The following is a 17,972-nucleotide window of genomic DNA, read 5'->3' on the forward strand; positions in this document are numbered from 1 at the left end:
GAAAGAGGAATTAAAGCTTTCTGAACGTGTTTACCATTGTGGTAAATGTGGTTTTAAAATAGATCGTGATTTAAATGCAGCGATTAATATTGAGCGTGAAGGCATACGTCTTTTAGCTTAGTGATTAGTTAGTAGTACCGGGGGCTAACCGGGAACTTACGTGCGGGGATAAGACGGCTCTGTTTCTTGATGTATTTCTGGAAACAACCAGCTTGGATGAATCGCAAATTTAACCGTGAGTGATCACATTTGCTCACAAATCAAGTAGCAGTAACACAACCACCACTAGACAGTAATGGATTAGATAAAAATGTTTGTCAGGCTGATTCAGCCATCATGGCAGCGGAAAAACCTTTGTTACTAAATCCTGAAATAGATAAGCCTGAGTTACATTTTGTATTTTTGCCCAATGGTGAAATCATAGAGAAAACTCAACGTGGCAAGAAAACTCAAGAAATCTGTGATTTAAACCGAGATGATTTAGTAATAGCACGCAAAACCATTGTAGATAATTTTTTGGCTGAAATAAGAGATGATTTGAATGACTTTAAAAACAAGCGCATTGATAAAAAAACGCTACGACATTCGCTTAAAAAACTCTTTATGAGGATTTTTAAAAGCTTATCTACTACTCAACCTTATTCTCGTTTAGCTTGGTTTATGTTTCATAAGTTTGAAATATTTTTTATAAAACCTTTAGATAAGAAACAAAAACAAGTTGTTAAAAAAGCTTTTCAATTATTTAAAGAGGGGAAATTATAAATCATCTATCTGTCTTTAATCCAACCATAAGCTATATTCACAATAAAAATTCCTCCATATTTTCCGGTGTAATAATTTTAGTATCACTTTGAGGATATGCACGAATATAAGTTTTTGGAATCATAACTTTAGCCTTGACATTCCATTTGAATTCATAAGCAAATAAATTGTCTTCTCGTTCCTCAATGTAATCAATTTCTTGTTGTTGAGTTGTACGCCAAAAGTAGCTACTCGCTCGCATATTGTTATTTGCTAAATACTTTATGCGTTCACTTATTAGAAAATTTTCCCATAGTGCGCTAATTCATGATAAGATACTTCGCTACCTAATTGTAAAGCCAATGCTTTTAGCAATTTTTCAAGCATTACTGGTTTTTTTATATTATCCAACATCAATAAATCTTTATACAGATAACTATTAGATAATAAAACCAGTAATTCCTGAGCATTTTCGGGATTTGTCACTATTTCTGGATAATAACCATAAATTAGACACTGATTTAGCAATCGTTTTTCTTCTATCCAACCATGATACTCAACCATTTCAGTAAATGAAACTGGATAAAGTGTATATTCAAATTTGCGACCAGTTAGAGGCTCTTGTAATTTATTAGCTAAATCAAAGGCGGAAGAACCAGTGGCAATTACTTGTAAATGAGAAAGTTGGTCAGTGAATAGTTTTATAGTAAGTCCAATTTCAGGAATTCTTTGAGCTTCATCCCCATTAAAAAACAGTACACGTTCTTTAGGTGTTTTTAACAGTTGCTGAATCAGAGTAGTTTTACCGACTTGACGTGAACCAAATAATCGCTGCTCTATTTTAGCAGCCAGAATACGTGTAATCATCAAATTATTATGTTTATCCATAATATAAGTAAGTGTTGTTATCAATTGCATCATATGATAAAATTGATAATTATTATCATTATTGTTTATTTGTTATGTTATCAGTTGAAAATCTCTCAATTGCTCATAAGAATCATCAAGTATTAGATGATTTTAACTTAGGTTTAGAATCTGGTGAAATGCCTCGGCGTATAGCCAGAACCTAAACTATCATTAAACATTCTAAACGGAACGAGGAAAAACGAATGTGTATGCACTGTGCAGTAGCAGCAACGCTGCATACGAGGTCGGCAAGTCAACCGATAACGCAGCATTTGGGTAGGAATCTAGGAGGAATTATAAGGCTGTAGTAATACAGGGTTCAGACCATTTTTGATGCTTATGATGAATACCGAAGCTTGCATCAGAAGCAGCCACAAAATATCATGCCATAAAAAGGCAATCTGTTTTTAGCAAATGATTTTGATCGGTTTTATCTGAAAACGGATGGTTCACTCACTAACCAACCATTTTAAAAGCAATGGGATTTTTAGAAGATGACTAGATGTTGGGTGATAGATGCTTCTCCACTAATTTTACTTTCTAAAATTGGACAAGTTGAATTATTACATGAATTACCTGATGAAATGGTGATTCCTACTGGTGTTGCTAAAGAAATTCTACAAGGTGCAAAAAATGATGTAATGAAACTTTAAAATTATCAGGAGAACAAAATTAGCTGAGCTGACTTTTTATACTAAAAAATGGTAAAATAGTCTAATTAAAATTCATTGGAAATTATGATGGCTGAAAGTACTTACGATTCAAGTAATATCAAAGTTTTAAAAGGTTTAGATGCGGTTAGAAAACGACCGGGTATGTATATTGGTGATACTGATGATGGTACCGGTTTACATCACATGGTGTTTGAAGCCGTTGATAATGCTATTGATGAGGCATTAGCTGGCTATTGTTCAGAAATTAAGGTGCAACTTTATCTTGATGGTTCTGTGAGTGTTAGCGATAATGGGCGCGGTATTCCTGTTGATATTCATAAGGAAGAAGGTTGTTCAGCGGCTGAAGTTATTATGACTGTTCTTCATGCTGGTGGTAAGTTTGATGATAATTCTTATAAAGTATCTGGTGGTTTACATGGCGTTGGAGTTTCGGTAGTAAATGCTTTATCAGAGGAATTGCATCTTACTATTTGTCGAGAAGGTAAAATTCATCAACAGTCTTATCAAGAAGGAGTACCGCTGGCACCATTAGCTATCACTGGTGAAACTGAGAATAGCGGTACAGAGATTCGGTTTAAACCCAGCACTAAAACTTTTACTAATATAGAATTTCATTATGACATTCTTGCTAATCGTTTACGTGAATTATCGTTTTTAAATGCTGGAGTCAGAATTCGTTTAGTCGATGAACGATCTGAAAAAGATGAAGTTTTTGAAAATGAAGGTGGTATTCGTTCTTTTGTCGAATTACTGCATCGCAATAAAACTGGATTACATCAATCCATTGTTTATATAAATAGCGAAAAAAATAAAATTAGGATTGAAGTTGCTATGCAATGGAATGATTCTTATCATGAACATATCTATTGCTTTACTAATAATATTCCTCAGCGCGATGGTGGAACTCATTTATCTGGATTTCGTGGTGCCTTAACACGTACTTTAAATAATTATTTAGAACGCGAAGGCTTTTTACAAAAAGCCAAAGTATCACCATCAGGTGACGATGTTCGTGAAGGTTTGACAGCAGTATTATCTGTTAAAATGTACGAACCCAAATTTTCCTCTCAATCAAAACATAAATTAGTATCAAGTGAAGTAAAAGCGGCTGTAGAAGCAATAGTTGCTGAAAAGGTAGATGAATTTTTATTAGAAAATCCCAGCGAAGCTAAAAATATAGCTAGTAAAATTATTGATGCTAGCCGTGCTAGAGATGCTGCTCGCAAAGCTCGTGAAATGACACGGCGTAAAAGTGCCTTAGATATTGCAGGTTTGCCGGGTAAATTGGCTGATTGTCAAGAAAAAGATCCAGCTTTGTCGGAATTGTTTTTGGTTGAAGGCGATAGTGCCGGGGGGAGTGCAAAACAAGGAAGAGATAGAAAATCCCAAGCCATCTTACCTTTAAAGGGTAAAATTCTAAATGTTGAGAAAGCTCGCTTTGATAAAATGTTAGCTTCTGTTGAAGTTGGCACTCTTATTACTGCTTTAGGTTGTGGAATTGGTAATGAGGAATATAATATTGAGAAGTTGCGTTATCATAATATTATTATTATGACTGATGCTGATGTTGATGGGCAACATATTAGAACTTTGCTTTTAACCTTTTTTTATCGGCAATTGCCTGAACTTATTGAACGTGGTTATGTTTATATTGCTCAGCCGCCTTTGTATAAAGTTGCTAAAGGTAAACAAGCGCGATATGTCAAGGATGATGCTGCACTTAATGATCATTTAATGTCTCTGGCTTTGCAAAATTCTCAATTATTTGTTAGTTCTGACGCTGTTGCTTTAGAAGGTGAGGGATTAGAGACTCTGTTTCGACAATATCTGCAAGTCATGAAAATGATTGAACGTTTTTCGCGTCAAATACCAGCAGCTGTTTTAGAAGCTATGATTTATTTGCCGCCGCTAAGTTCTGATGTTAAAAAATGGTTTAAGGATTTAGCAAAACAATTAGATTCTAAATCTTATAAAGTTAATTTATTAACTTCTACTGAAGAAGAATTTGCCGCAAATATTATTTCAACCACTTATAGTGTCGAAACTAGTTATCCTATAACTCAGCGTTTTTTCAATAGTTCTGAATATAAATCATTACTAAGTTTAGGGGAACAACTTCAAAGTTTATTGAAAGCAGATGCTTATGTGCAGCGTGGAGATAAAAAACAGCCTGTAAGTAATTTCAATGAAGTTATAGAATGGCTGATGAAAGAAGCTAAACGTGGTTTACATATTCAACGTTATAAAGGTTTAGGTGAAATGAATCCTGACCAATTATGGGAAACTACCATGAATGCTGAAACTCGAACTTTATTACAAGTTCGTATTGAAGATGCAGTTTCTTGTGATGAAGTTTTTACAACTTTAATGGGTGATCAAGTCGAACCACGTCGTGATTTTATTGAAAAAAATGCCTTGTCAGTGGTTAATTTAGACGCTTAATCTATCAAACCTGACAGGTTTTTAAAACCTGTCAGGTTTAGTTACAGAGTTGATTATGAAAGAAGATATTCCTATTTATTATTTTAGTAAAATTAAAGATAGAGAATTACGAGAATTAGTTAATATAAAACAAAATTTCTCGCTGAAAATCTTTGATCTTTGGTTTAACCAAACAATAAACCTGAAAGATCATGAAATTAAGTTTTTAACTGAACTTTTAGACAAAGAATTTAATTTCATTAGAATATATAAAGAAGAAGATTTAAAAGTTAAATTTATAGCTCCCATTTTAAATAAAGTTGATTTTAGAAATATAGAAAAAGAAATCAGAGATTTTTATGAAGAAAAAATAACTTATAAAACCAATAAATTTATTTTTACGGGAAATACAGACTTTTTAGTTTCAAAAGGTTTGGAATATTCAGAAAAACCCTATTTTTTTATTCAGGAATTTAAAAAAGCTAAAGAAATTTCTTATCCAGAATCACAATTACTAGCTGAATTAATAACAGCAGTTGAATTAAATGATTTTAAGATTATAAAAGGTGCTTATATTGTTGGAGCAATCTGGAATTTTGTAATTTTAAAAAAATTAGCTGAAAATACATATCAATATTTTATCTCCATAAATTTTGATAGTAGCAAACTAACTGACTTAACAGCTATTTATAAAAATTTACTTGTGGTTAAAGAAGAAATCTTTAAAATATAAAGAGCTGACAGGTTGTTAAAACCCGCCAGCTCTGAGAGAATTAAATAACTTTAGAAAATCTTTGTTCTTTATGTTTACGCAAGTAAATATCAAAGTTCATACAGATATTACGTATTAATAGTCTGCCTACTGGTAGTACTTCTATTCGATTTGCAGTTATTGTTAATAAACCATCTTGTTCTTGTTTGGCTAATTCTTGTAGTTCATATGCAAAGTATTTTTTGAAGTCAATCTGATATTCGGTTTCTACGCTAGGAATATCTAAATAAAAATTGCACATTAATTTAGTAATTACTTCTCGGCGTAATTTATCATCGGCATTTAGTGTGATTCCACGAAATATCGGAATATGCCCTGCATCAATTTGAGCGTAATATTTGTCTAGTGTTTTTAGGTTTTGAGAATATGAATCACCTACTTTTCCAATTGAACTCACACCTAATCCAATTAAATCACAATCAGCATGAGTTGAATAACCTTGAAAGTTACGATATAAGGTTCCATTATTTTGTGCTTGTGCTAATTCATCATCAGGCAGGGCAAAGTGATCCATGCCTATATAAACATAACCAGCTTTAATTAATTGATTAGTAGTGTGTTGTAGAATCGCTAACTTTTCATCTGGGCTAGGTAAATCAGCTTCTGAAATACGTCGCTGTGGTTTAAATATAGTTGGTAAATGCGCATAATTAAATATCGATAAGCGATTGGGTTTTACGCTTAGGATTTGTTCTAAAGTTTGAGCAAAACTATCAACTGTTTGATGTGGTAAACCGTAGATTAAATCTATACTAATAGATTTAAAACCTTCTTGACGAGCGGCTTCTAAGACTCCAAAGGTTTGTTCTTCAGATTGAATACGGTTCACAGCTTTTTGTACTTTAGGATTAAAATCTTGTAAGCCTAAACTCATGCGATTAAAACCGACTTCACGCAACACTGCAACGGTATCAGCTTTAGTTTCACGAGGATCTATTTCTATAGAATATTCTCCAGTATCATCATCAAGTAATTGAAAATTTGATTTCATACTGTTGATTAATTCTCGTATTTCGCTATGACTTAAAAAAGTCGGTGTACCACCACCCCAATGTAATTGGGTAACTATACGTTCAGGATTAAATAATGCACTTTGCATTATAATTTCTTGATTGACATAGTCTAAATAAGGTTTAGATTTAGTGCGGTCTTTGGTAGCAATTTTATTACAGCCACAGAAAAAACATACTGTATCACAAAATGGAATATGCACATACAATGATAATGGGTTTAATGAGGCATTACTATTTTTAGCATAGTCACGATAAGTGGCTTCATCATAGTGTTCATTAAATTGAACAGCAGTTGGATATGAGGTATAACGTGGTCCAGCTGTATCGTAGCGGCGGATTAAGTCTATATTAAAAAGTTCTGTTTGTTGCATAATTATCACTATTATTGAAAATATTTATTCCCTCTCAACTCATAATCTCTTATAATTATAATTTAATTAATATAAAATATCAGCAATTGAATTTCTATTACTGTTTTTTCGCTTTATAGAAATGATTATTAAACTATAATGCAAATATTTGAGAATGAACTTTGTAAATTAATATATAGTAATATTGATAAAGTATTTGATAAACATATAGAAGATTCTTCTATTGATTTGATTTTTGTTGATCCGCCATATAATATTGGTAAACAATTCTCAAATTTTCATGATAAATGGGCAAATGATCAAGACTATGCATTGTGGTGTTATCAATGGATAGATATTTGTATCAAAAAATTAAAACCAACGGGTTCAATGTACTTAATGACAAGTACAGAAGCTATGCCTTATTTAGATCTATATATACGAAATAAACTTACTATATTATCTAGGATCGTTTGGGCTTATGATAGTTCTGGCAAGCAGGCAAAAAAATACTATGGTTCCTTGTGGGAACCGATCTTATTTTGTGTAAAAGATCAGAAAAATTACACTTTCAAGGCTGAAGATATTCTTGTGGAAGCAAAAACTGGGGCAAAACGCAAGTTAATTGATTATAGAGGTGAAACACCAAAGCCTTACAATACTAAAAAAGTCCCCGGTAATGTTTGGGAATTTCCTCGTGTGCGTTATAGAATGGATGAATATGAAGAACATCCTTCTCAAAAACCTGAAGCATTGTTGGAACGAATTATTAAAGCTAGTTCTAATGAAGGTGATATTGTTCTTGATCCTTTTGCTGGAACATTTACAACATCTGCCGTTGCACAACAACTGGGTAGAAAGTCTATAGGTATAGAATTTCAGGAAGAATATATCAAAATAGGATTGCGCCGCTTAAATATTAGTGATGAGTTTAATGGAAAAAAACTTAAAACTTTAAACAAGTCATATGTACGAAAAAACGGAATAGACAACAAGCAAAATCAAGCTGAGCTATTTTAATCTGTTTGCTAGAATGAGGTTATTACCATTTGGGCAAAAACTGCAAAATCATGCTTTAAATAACAGGATGAATGAAGAATTTAGAAAATTCTTTCCTGATGTTCAGCATCAACCAATTATTCGAGATTTAAAAACCAAGAGATATTGGATAAATGATAATTTATTAAAAGTTCCTGTTGGCGACAAGTATGTAAATATTGCAAAAACTATTATTGAAATCATAGATGCTTATGTTGAAGCAAAGCGATTAGCATTTGATGAGTTTATTGCCTACATATCAAGCTTAGCTAAAATCTCAGAAGATAATACAGAAAAAGCAATCAGATTTATTAAGCAACAGTTACAAACAAATGTAGATGCTAGAGTATTTGAAATTGTTAGTTATGCTATTTTAAAAGCTCATTATGCAGATGCAGTTATATATTGGGGTTGGAATCCAGAACAATTGAATAAAGAAAACCTAATGCTTTACAAGACAGGGCGTACAAATGCTAATGATGGTGGGATCGATTTTGTTATGAAACCATTAGGTAGATTTTTTCAAGTAACAGAAACCTTGGATTTTAGAAAGTATTTTTTAGATATTGACAAAATACAGCGTTATCCAATTACCTTTGTCATAAAAACAGAGATGGATGAAAAAAAAATATATGAGCAATTGCGAACTAATGCTCAAGCTGTATATGGAATTAAAAAGATTGTTGATAGGTATATAGCTTCTATTGAAGAAGTAATTAATATACAAAAGCTAATGAATATATTTGTTGAACAAATTAAGCGTTCTAAAATCAAGGAAATAATGGAAGAAATTGTTGTACAGAGTCGAGTCGAATTTAATTATTAATAATCACTATTATTGAAAATATTTATTCCCTCTCAACTCATAATCTCTTATAATTAGAAGTTTTCAATTTCTAATTATAATTTAATTAATATAAAATATCAGGATTTATATAATATGGTTTCAATTCGTTTAAGTCGAGGCGGTTCAAAAAAACGTCCATTCTATCATGTAGTTGTCACTGATTCACGCTCTCGTCGTGATGGTCGTTATATTGAGCGTTTAGGTTTTTTTAACCCTGTCGCTAATGCAAAACAAGAAGGTTTGCGTATTAATTTAGAACGCGCTGAATATTGGTTAGGTGTTGGTGCCCAAGCTAGTGATCGAGTTGCTAAGTTACTTAAACAGTCTGCTAAAACAACTTCATCTATAGTTACTAAGAAGAAGACTGTTACTGAAGAAGAAAAAACAGAAAACACAGAAAAAACTACTACTGAATAAATTCAATGCGGGTAATAGTTGGACAAATTAGAGGTTTATATGGAGTGCGTGGTTGGGTTAAGGTGTTTTCTTATACTGATCCTATCACAAATATCATCAACTATTCTCCTTGGTTTGTAAATCAAAAAATGCTCGCTGTTAGCCAAGCTAAAGCGCATGGTAAAGGCATTATTGCTAAGTTTGAATCTATTAATGATCGTGATGAAGCGGCTACTTTGCTGGGTGCAGAGCTTGCCATTGATCGTGAGCAATTGCCTGCAACTGTTACAGATGAATTTTATTGGCATGATTTAATAGGTTTAACTGTTATGAATCATGAGGGAATTAGCTTTGGTAAAGTGGCATCTTTAATTGCTACAGGCGCGAATGATGTTTTAGTAGTTTCGGGTGAGCGCGAACGTTTAATTCCTTTTGTGATGAATCATGTCATATTAGAGGTGAATTTAGTAGAAGCGACACTGCAAGTTAATTGGGATGTTGATTTTTAATGCGCATTGGTGTAATTACTTTATTTCCTCAAATGCTTGAGACACTACGTTCTGGTGGTATCACAGCTCGCGCCTTAGAAAAAGGTTTGGTAGAATTATCTAGTTGGAATCCAAGAGATTTTAGTGATAATAAATATCAGCGAGTTGATGATCGTCCATACGGTGGTGGACCGGGTATGGTGATGCAAGTTAAACCCTTACGAGCGACAATCAAACAAGCTGTTGGCAGTTTAGGAACTGATACCAAGGTAATTTATTTATCACCGCAAGGGCGGCGTTTAGATCAAGCGGGAATAGAAACTTTATTAAGCTATAAAAGTTTGCTATTAGTTGCAGGGCGTTATGAAGGAATTGATGAACGGATAATAGAACATGATATTGATGAAGAATGGTCAATAGGTGATTATGTTCTAAGCGGCGGTGAGTTAGCAGCAATGGTAATAATTGATGCTTTAACTAGGCAATTACCCGGAGCATTAGGCAATCAGTTATCTGCCGCAGAAGATTCATTTGTGAATGGTTTATTAGATCATCCACATTATACGCGCCCAGTAGAAATTGACGGACAAAAAGTACCAGAAGTATTATTATCTGGCAATCATGCTGAGATTGCAAAATGGCGACATCAACAAGCCTTAAATCGTACTCAGCAACGTAATGAAAATATTAATTAAACAGGAGGCATAATAATGAATAATATTATTGCAGAATTAAATAAAGAACAAATGAACAAAACTATTCCTAGTTTTGCTCCCGGTGATACTATTGTAGTAAAAGTAAAGATTAAAGAAGGTACTCGTGAACGTTTACAAGCCTTTGAAGGTTTGGTGATTGCGATACGTAACAGAGGTTTACATTCTGCTTTTACAGTACGTAAAATTTCTCATGGAGAAGGCGTAGAGCGAGTATTTCAAACTTATAGCCCTTTAATTGATAGTATTGAAGTTAAACGACGCGGTGAAGTTCGACGTGCTAAACTTTATTATATGCGTGATAGACGTGGTAAAGCAGCGCGTATTAAAGAAAAACTTGTAAGAAAAGTAAAGGCAAAAGCATAAATTATGCGTATTTATTTGATAGTAGCATTATTAGCAAGTTATTCATCTGCTTTTGCAGTGGCAATTCCAAAAGAAGTTACTAAAACTGCTAAAAGTTTGACATATCTTTTAAGAGGAAATCCTAGTTTAGATAGGATTAGAAAAACACCTGTTGCTGGTTTATATGAAGCAACTCTTGGTTCTAATATCATTTATATTACCGCAAATGGTAAGCATTTTATATTAGGTGAGATTTATAGAACTAATGGTACTGTAAATTTAACCGAAAACAGACGTAATAGAATGCGTATGCAAGCAATCAATGCTATTGATGAAAGTGAAATGGTAGTTTTTGCGCCCAAGCGAGAAACTAAATATACTGTCAATGTTTTTACTGATGTAGATTGCGGTTATTGTGCGAAATTCCATAAAGAAGTCCCTTTTTTGAATCGTGCAGGTGTTAAAGTACGTTATTTAGCCTTTCCACGCGCTGGTAAAGGTTCAGATACTTATAATACAATGGTATCAGTATGGTGTGCCGATGATCAGCAGAAGGCTATGACTGACGCTAAAAATAGACGTAAAGTCAAAGACAAAACTTGTAATCACCCTATAGATAAATTATATAGTTTGGGGCAAAATATAGGAGTAACTGGTACACCAGCATTAGTTTTACCTAATGGTAAATTATTACCCGGTTATATTCCATATTATCAATTAATTCCTTATTTGCAACAAGCAAAGTAGTTTAACATTATCAGTATGAATTGGATACCTCACCTAACAGTAGCGGCTATTATTGAAGATCAACAAGGATTTTTATTAATAGAAGAAACATCTTCCAACGGTGTAATTGTTGTCAATCAACCTGCTGGGCATTGGGAACAAAACGAAACTTTAATTGATGCAGTAATTCGTGAAACTTTAGAAGAAACTGCATGGCATTTTGAACCTGAAGCCATAGTGGGTATTTATGAATATACCAGCTCTCTAAATCAAAGTACTTATTTGCGAGTATGTTTTTGTGGAAAAAAACTCGAAAAAGAAGCTGATCTTGAATTAGATGCTGGTATAATTCGTACTGTTTCTTTAACACGGGATGAAGTTGCAAAATTACCAAACTTACGCAGCCCAATGGTTTTGAATTGCATAGATGATTATTTAAGTGGTGTTCGTTATCCATTAGATTTAATCAAACATATTAGATAAAAAATACAAACTATCAAACCTGACAGGTTTTAAAAACCTGTCAGGTTTTTATTCACCAACAATTTCCCAAACCAATCTGTCAAATCCCACAGCCACGACACTAATCAATTTCAATTTCAATTCATCACCATACTTGTTCTGCAAACTAGCATTATAGCTAAGCAATTGTTTTTTAGCATCAGCAGTATTTTTCTTAACCAGAGCCAAATTATTTAATTTATCAATACTCATATCTTTAAGCTCTTCGCCGCTTAGATTTACTTCTGATAAACTTATATATTTGAATTCTAAAATAAAATCAAAAATTGGAAACTTACGTCGCTCTGGGCGAATAATCATACTCAAATCTACGTAGCGTCGCCCGGTTGAAAATTCTGAATCCATTACGTAAAGAACATCATTAAATAAAATGGTTAAAAATGCTGTTTTTATAGTTAATTCATTGGCGAGCTTATAATCACGATTGTCAAAAACTTTGAAATAATGTTGTTCCATAAAATCGCAGATTGCTTGCAAATCACCAGTTTGAAAAAATTGTTGAGCAAGTTTACCTGTTTGTTCACGTTCTGATTTTGTCAAGTGCATTTCAAATAGCCGCTCAACATAAAGCTTACGTGCAACTAAATTAGGGATTTTAAAACGTAATTCTCCTACTTCGGTTTCTCCATTTAAAGTTAAAATACCTAAATAATACAATAAAGAAACAATGAATTGAGTATCTTTATTGGCAGATAACATATCTTGAACCCCAAACCTATCTGCCAATTCAAACAGACTTAATGGTGGATTTTCATTTAAAGCTTGAAATATTACAGATTCACCATTTAATAAACTTGAGACATAAGAAAGTTTGCCTCTATCCATAGCCAAGTTGTTATCCAGCATTTTACGGGGAAACTGACATTCTTGTTGAAAATTATCTAAGAAATAGAGTGCTAATGTAGGATTATAAATATCCTCAGTTTTACGGTAGTTAAAACAATAACCATCATAAAAATCCTTCATTAAAGTTAAGGCTTGTTCAGCCTTTGTCGAAGTCAAATCGCATTCTTTAGCGATTTTATGAAGAATTGAGGCTAATTCAGATTCTCTAAATCCGCATAAATCATTAAATTCTGATCTTAAATAAATATCTTTTGCAACATTATAAGAACTAGTAATATCAGTCATTAAAACTGGAGAAACACCAGTAATAAAAACTCGTTCTAAACCTTGCCCGCTAGTAGCTGATTTTACTGACTTAAAAAGGGTTTTTAGAAAACTCTCAGCAGAAGTTAATGCATCATAGCGGCTATTGCTGATTTTCTGTTTGCCCATCATTACTTCATTGGCAAAATTGTCGTATTCGTCAATAAGTAGATAGAGTTTATAAGCTGTTGTTCGCACTGCTCTTAATAAAGATAGAAATGATGCGATAGGATTTGATGGATTAATTGAAATAGATATTTTTAATATAGATTGGTAATAATTAGCAAAATCTTGGAAACGTTCGTTAAGATAATCTGATAAGGTTTTTTCAATCTGCTTACTATCACCCTCTGGGCTAATATTAGAAAAATCCCATTTCATCACTAAATATTTATTATGTATAGGAGTAGGATTTTTTCCTATCGCTAAATTACCAAATAATTTATCAAAATCATCAGCTTTGGCTACGTCGTAGTAATTTTCTAGCATTGATAATACTAAGCTTTTACCAAAGCGGCGAGGGCGCAAAAAAAGTAATTGATCTCCTGCTTCTTCAATTAGTCTAATGTGATTACTACGATCTACATAAAAATAATTTTCCGTTACTATTCGATAATAATTACTTATGCCATATGGAAATTTGATCATGTTTGTTCTCGGATTTTCTAATAATTGAAATATATTATAGTACAACTAATTTAGAAATAAACGAATGTTATTCCATTATATTACTGTCATCAGATCTTAAATCCCTTTTTAAGTCATTCAATGCTTGTGACCAACTTTTATCACTACTTTGTCTATATAATTTAAAGCCCTTAAACCAAGGTGATTCTTTACCTGTTTTCATATCTCGCCATTCTGGTGGGTAGGGGATTAAAATACGCGCAGTTTTAGCTATTCCTGCCATTAGATGAATATTAGTATTATGCACACAAATATAATCATCTAATAATTTCAATAAAGCCAACATATCTTCCAAATCTTCATTGAAAGCACTTAAATCGTGTACCGGTTTATTAACCAGATATGTTAATTTATTGATTTCGGCTTCAGTAGGATTACGTTGTAAAATCAATATTGTAGCATCAATAGGAGCTAATACTTTGCCTAATTCTGTTAAATCTATTTCTCGATAAAATGTCGGTTTTGTACTATTTTCATCTGGTTTACATCCAGCCCACCATGTCACAGCTAAATATGGTGGCTTGCCTAATGCCGCTAAACGTTTTCGCATCGCTTCAAGACGTTCTGGTAATACAGATAAGGCTAAAGGTGGTGCCGCTTTAGTAGTCATAGCTAATGCTAAAGGCAAATCGCCTACTAATAAACTATTTTTGCCCTGAAACAAAACTTTTTCATCAGATATTATTTTATCTAAACAACTGACACGGCTAAGCAAACTAGCATTTTTGATATGACAACGATAATGAATATTTGCACCACGTGCTTTCAATTCTGGGGCGTAACGCAAAAAAAACAATTCATCTCCTAAGCCTTGTTCCCCATTTAAAAAAATAGTTTTATCTTGTAGATTATTTGTCAATAAAGGCAGTTTTTTATTAAAGGGTTTTTCTAGTGTTTTATAATATAAAAATTTACTTGGGCGCCAAATATGTTCACTCCAAGCAGGTTCAAATTGAGCTAATGAAAATAACAGCAATCCACGATTAAAATGAGCATCAATATAATCAGGATTCAGTGCAATGGCTTGTTGATAATGCGATAATGCCGCTTCAAACTGTTCTATTGTTTCTAAGCTAATAGCAAAATTATGATGTATTTCTGCACTATCTGGTTTTAGAATAACTGCTTTGTGATAACATAAAGCAGCTTCAGCCAAGCGTTGTTGTTGTTTAAATACGTTAGCTAAATTATTATAAGCCAGTGCATAATTGGGATTAAGAGCTAATGCTTTTTGATAATAATCAATAGCCACGTCTAATTGAGAAAGATCATTATAAACATTAGCTAAATTTAAATGCAGGCTAGCACTACGAGGATGAATAGCTATAGCTTTCAATAAGATGTTAATAGCTAAATCATATTGCTTAGTTTCTTTAAGGCAATGCCCCAAGCCAAGATAAGCCAATAAAGAATTAGAATCTTTAGCTAACGCCTTTTGATAATGCTTAATAGCGGCTTTAGGTTTGCCTTTTTTTAGTAGGACTTTTGCTTGTTCAATGCTCATTGCTTATTCCAGATTTAAATTAAATCTTTAAACTGATCAATCATAGGTTCTGCCATAACTAATGCTTGTTTTTTTTGTCGTAAGATTTGATATTCCTTAGAATGGATTAAATGAGTACAATAGTTTACAAAATCCACTGTATCTGCAACAACTGCATAATCATTATATCCATCTAAATCAGATGATTGCTTTTCAGTAACTACACAACAATTATTTTGTATTGGATACATAATACGATAAGGATTAACTGTCATCCATTGACTATTGTGTTGTAAGCTTAGCACTAATTTAGAACGACTAATAAAATGATTACGTAAAAACACAGGAATACCCGGAAAATCGGTTATTTTCACTTTCAAACCAGATTTCATAATTTGTTGTAATATGTTATTACGTTTTTTTGTTAAAATACCAAAGAAATAACAATCAATACCTTTTTGATCATCCTTTCTGACTTCAATATCATTCAATTCTGGTACATATCCCCATTTGACATATATGGCATTGATACCATATTGGTTTTTTAAAGTATTAACGACATATTTAAATGGAGATAAAACCAACTTAGCTTTCGCTAAAGTAGGTAAGTAATCTAATTCTAAATCAATAGCTGCTTTGGGTCTGGAATTTAATGCGCCGTTATGAATAATCTCAGTTTCATATACTATATAGTCAATCTGTGAATTTTGGAGTTGAGTTCTTATTTCACGACTTGTAATATCTAATCCTATAATAATATTAAGTCGATTTTTATCCAACATATTATTACTAATAACAACATCATAATCCAATGCAACCAGAGTATGATAAATGCCTAGAATAATATCTCTTTTGATGTCTAAGAATTTATTGTCACCTAAATGAACTATAACTAGTTTTGATGTATTTTTAATCATGTTGATTATTAATCAATAACTTTGCCTCTCTTATCGTTTCAGGATCAAACAATTGAGGATGAAGATAAATAATTTTTGCCAAGAAAAAATTATGTTTCTTAGCAGAGTTGTTTGCTGTTATAGAATCATAATGTTTTCGATAATATAAGACAATATTTCTAGTACCAATAAAAGGAATATTGTACTTATGACAATGAATCCAAAATTCCCAATCTTCATACATAGTCATTTCTGTTTTATATCCTTTGAGCATTTGCCAAACTTTCTTTGAAAACATAGAATTAGCATGAACCATATTAAATTTAAGAAGATTTTTTAAAGAATAATGATCCAGACTAATAAAACGTGTATTAACCACACCAAATCTTTGATATGAACCAAAAACTACACAAGGTGAAGTTTGTTCCATTGCAAGAGCAACTAAATTTCTGAGTGCATTAGCTGCTAACTTATCATCAGCATCTAAGGGATGAATGTATTCACCATTAGCAATCGCTATACCTGCATTACGGGCATCAGCAAGCCCTCCATTTGGTTTTTTGAGTAAGCGTATTTTTTTATTTGAATGTTTGTTTATAAGTTGTTGTGCTACTTCATTAGTATTATCAGGGCTACCATCATTCACGATAATTATTTCCCAATCTGGATAGCTTTGTGACACCACACTTTCTACTGCTTCTGCTAAAAAATGTGCTTGTTTATAACAAGGTATTATTATAGATACTAATGCGTTTTGCTTATGATTATCATTTTCAATAGTAATAAGACGCTGAATTTCATCAGTTTTAAAACCCAAAGCCTTTGGACGTTGCACCCCTGCTAATACTTGCACATCATAAAATTCAGTAACAATTCCTTCAATACGCAGCCAATGAGCAATTTCTCCGGTTTTTAGATCAATTATCATTAAGCCGCAACGGGCTTCTACTTGTTTTGCTGCGAGTTTTTCGTCTAGTGCTAAGCCGGTAAAGGTTTTTTCACGGGCTTTGGATAAGGCAACGATGGCAAAATCTCCTGAAAATGCCAATCCACGCATATAACCCGGGCAAAATGTTAGTGGCTGAAACTTACCATTTTCTATATAACCAAATTCGCCTTCACCAGAATTTAATAGCCATAATTTTCCTTGATACCAACGTGGCGAATGTGGCATTGATAAGCCTTTTGTTATAATTTCATTGGTTTTTATATCAATTACACAACCACCATCGTGCCGTCGCTCACGCCAACCATCAATCACATCAGATTGGCTAACTGCTGTAACATAACGAGCTTCTCCATCTACCAGAGCTAAACCATTCAGATGACAACGATCTTCAGCCACTAGTTTGCTAATAAATGGCGGTTGCCACAGGGGCTTAAAACTATGACGTTCACTTAAAGTGGCTAGACAATTATAAAGAGTATTGACAAAGATGATATTTTGGTTCTTATCTACAACTAAGTCATGAATATCCAAATCGCCAGTAGTATGAGCAATACGGGGTACATAAAGTTTATCATAGCCCTTATCTAATTCTCCAGCGGCTAAGACATTATCAAATTGCCACAATTGATAACGTGAACTCATATAAAGACGCTCAGGTGTAGCATACAAACCCATAGCACGATCAAATAATCGCTCGAAACCAGATAAACTGCCATCAGGTTTTACACCAAGCAAAAATAAACGAGAACTTTGATAAGTTGTTAAAGCTAGACTGATTTGTTGATTTTGGAACCAATCAATGAGGTGACGTGAACCGGTGATATCTAAGTTTTTTGAAGGGGTCATAATTTTC

21 protein-coding genes are annotated in these 17,972 nt (G+C 32.9%); 14 read left to right on the top strand and 7 right to left on the bottom strand.

Going from position 1 to position 17,972, the window contains the following annotated elements:
* Positions 1-121, top strand: a 121-nt coding sequence (locus BHU68_RS18295) for a zinc ribbon domain-containing protein (RefSeq protein ID WP_141700070.1), incomplete at its 5' end; no start/stop codon positions are given.
* A 128-nt stretch (positions 122-249) separates the two neighbouring features.
* On the top strand, positions 250-762 hold the full coding sequence (locus tag BHU68_RS05980; protein WP_069471751.1) for a hypothetical protein: 513 nt from the start codon (positions 250-252) through the stop codon (positions 760-762).
* Between the two features lie 37 nt (positions 763-799).
* On the opposite strand, the gene BHU68_RS17550 is transcribed toward BHU68_RS05980, so the two are convergent.
* Together BHU68_RS17550 and BHU68_RS05985 are read right to left on the bottom strand one after the other, a co-directional pair.
* Positions 800-1,003 carry a DUF4143 domain-containing protein gene (locus BHU68_RS17550; protein ID WP_253180957.1) on the bottom strand — a complete coding sequence of 68 codons (204 nt, stop codon included), beginning with the start codon at positions 1,001-1,003 and terminating at the stop codon, positions 800-802.
* Between the two features lie 35 nt (positions 1,004-1,038).
* On the bottom strand, positions 1,039-1,629 hold the full coding sequence (locus tag BHU68_RS05985) for an AAA family ATPase (protein WP_216092672.1): 591 nt from the start codon (positions 1,627-1,629) through the stop codon (positions 1,039-1,041).
* A 14-nt stretch (positions 1,630-1,643) separates the two neighbouring features.
* Between BHU68_RS05985 and BHU68_RS17185 the strand changes: the two genes are divergently transcribed.
* The 4 genes from BHU68_RS17185 (at position 1,644) to BHU68_RS05995 (ending at position 5,478) form a co-directional block, all read left to right on the top strand.
* Positions 1,644-1,814 carry a hypothetical protein gene (locus BHU68_RS17185; RefSeq protein WP_171899551.1) on the top strand — a complete coding sequence of 57 codons (171 nt, stop codon included), beginning with the start codon at positions 1,644-1,646 and terminating at the stop codon, positions 1,812-1,814.
* A 330-nt stretch (positions 1,815-2,144) separates the two neighbouring features.
* Positions 2,145-2,303, top strand: coding sequence for a hypothetical protein (locus BHU68_RS17190; RefSeq protein ID WP_171899550.1), 159 nt, complete (start codon positions 2,145-2,147; stop codon positions 2,301-2,303).
* Positions 2,304-2,390: 87 nt separating this feature from the next.
* Complete coding sequence (gene gyrB, locus BHU68_RS05990) at positions 2,391-4,766, top strand: DNA topoisomerase (ATP-hydrolyzing) subunit B (protein ID WP_216092674.1); 2,376 nt, start codon at positions 2,391-2,393, stop codon at positions 4,764-4,766.
* A gap of 55 nt (positions 4,767-4,821) precedes the next feature.
* Entirely contained in the window at positions 4,822-5,478 is a 657-nt protein-coding gene (locus BHU68_RS05995; protein WP_069471753.1) for a hypothetical protein, read from the top strand.
* 40 nt (positions 5,479-5,518) lie between these two features.
* Here the strand turns inward: BHU68_RS05995 and hemN are convergent, their stop codons facing one another.
* On the bottom strand, positions 5,519-6,901 hold the full coding sequence (gene hemN / locus BHU68_RS06000; RefSeq protein ID WP_069471754.1) for an oxygen-independent coproporphyrinogen III oxidase: 1,383 nt from the start codon (positions 6,899-6,901) through the stop codon (positions 5,519-5,521).
* 138 nt (positions 6,902-7,039) lie between these two features.
* Here hemN and yhdJ point away from each other — a divergent pair, with 138 nt between their 5' ends.
* The 8 genes from yhdJ to BHU68_RS06040 all read left to right on the top strand — a co-directional run bounded on the left by yhdJ (position 7,040) and on the right by BHU68_RS06040 (position 11,916).
* A complete protein-coding gene (yhdJ, locus tag BHU68_RS06005; RefSeq protein ID WP_069471755.1) occupies positions 7,040-7,900 on the top strand; it encodes an adenine-specific DNA-methyltransferase in 861 nt (286 codons plus the stop codon).
* A gap of 67 nt (positions 7,901-7,967) precedes the next feature.
* Positions 7,968-8,744 carry a hypothetical protein gene (locus BHU68_RS06010; protein ID WP_141698965.1) on the top strand — a complete coding sequence of 259 codons (777 nt, stop codon included), beginning with the start codon at positions 7,968-7,970 and terminating at the stop codon, positions 8,742-8,744.
* 114 nt (positions 8,745-8,858) lie between these two features.
* Positions 8,859-9,182 carry a 30S ribosomal protein S16 gene (rpsP, locus tag BHU68_RS06015; protein ID WP_083234274.1) on the top strand — a complete coding sequence of 108 codons (324 nt, stop codon included), beginning with the start codon at positions 8,859-8,861 and terminating at the stop codon, positions 9,180-9,182.
* A 5-nt stretch (positions 9,183-9,187) separates the two neighbouring features.
* Positions 9,188-9,670, top strand: coding sequence for a ribosome maturation factor RimM (gene rimM, locus BHU68_RS06020; RefSeq protein ID WP_069471757.1), 483 nt, complete (start codon positions 9,188-9,190; stop codon positions 9,668-9,670).
* Positions 9,670-10,344: a tRNA (guanosine(37)-N1)-methyltransferase TrmD gene (gene trmD / locus BHU68_RS06025; RefSeq protein WP_083234275.1), complete on the top strand. Its 675-nt coding sequence runs from the start codon at positions 9,670-9,672 to the stop codon at positions 10,342-10,344. The genes rimM and trmD overlap by 1 nt, the downstream gene beginning before the upstream one ends.
* Positions 10,345-10,359: 15 nt before the next feature.
* The gene (gene rplS / locus BHU68_RS06030; RefSeq protein ID WP_069471758.1) at positions 10,360-10,728 is read left to right on the top strand and encodes a 50S ribosomal protein L19; all 369 of its coding nucleotides are present in this window, start codon (positions 10,360-10,362) and stop codon (positions 10,726-10,728) included.
* A 3-nt stretch (positions 10,729-10,731) separates the two neighbouring features.
* The gene (locus tag BHU68_RS06035; RefSeq protein WP_069471759.1) at positions 10,732-11,454 is read left to right on the top strand and encodes a DsbC family protein; all 723 of its coding nucleotides are present in this window, start codon (positions 10,732-10,734) and stop codon (positions 11,452-11,454) included.
* A 15-nt stretch (positions 11,455-11,469) separates the two neighbouring features.
* Positions 11,470-11,916 carry an NUDIX hydrolase gene (locus BHU68_RS06040; RefSeq protein WP_069471760.1) on the top strand — a complete coding sequence of 149 codons (447 nt, stop codon included), beginning with the start codon at positions 11,470-11,472 and terminating at the stop codon, positions 11,914-11,916.
* Between the two features lie 48 nt (positions 11,917-11,964).
* Here BHU68_RS06040 and BHU68_RS06045 read toward each other — a convergent pair whose 3' ends face one another.
* From BHU68_RS06045 to BHU68_RS06060, 4 genes are all read right to left on the bottom strand, one after another.
* Complete coding sequence (locus BHU68_RS06045) at positions 11,965-13,752, bottom strand: AAA family ATPase (RefSeq protein WP_216115503.1); 1,788 nt, start codon at positions 13,750-13,752, stop codon at positions 11,965-11,967.
* A 67-nt stretch (positions 13,753-13,819) separates the two neighbouring features.
* A complete protein-coding gene (locus tag BHU68_RS06050; RefSeq protein ID WP_069471761.1) occupies positions 13,820-15,295 on the bottom strand; it encodes a tetratricopeptide repeat protein in 1,476 nt (491 codons plus the stop codon).
* A 14-nt stretch (positions 15,296-15,309) separates the two neighbouring features.
* Positions 15,310-16,191, bottom strand: a complete 882-nt coding sequence (locus BHU68_RS06055; RefSeq protein ID WP_069471762.1) for a hypothetical protein — start codon at positions 16,189-16,191, stop codon at positions 15,310-15,312.
* Positions 16,184-17,965, bottom strand: coding sequence for a TIGR03032 family protein (locus tag BHU68_RS06060; protein WP_069471763.1), 1,782 nt, complete (start codon positions 17,963-17,965; stop codon positions 16,184-16,186). Before BHU68_RS06060 ends, BHU68_RS06055 begins: the two co-directional genes overlap by 8 nt.
* Positions 17,966-17,972 lie beyond the last annotated feature (7 nt).

It is taken from the genome of Candidatus Marithrix sp. Canyon 246, from assembly GCF_001723685.1.
Lineage (GTDB): Bacteria > Pseudomonadota > Gammaproteobacteria > Beggiatoales > Beggiatoaceae > Marithrix.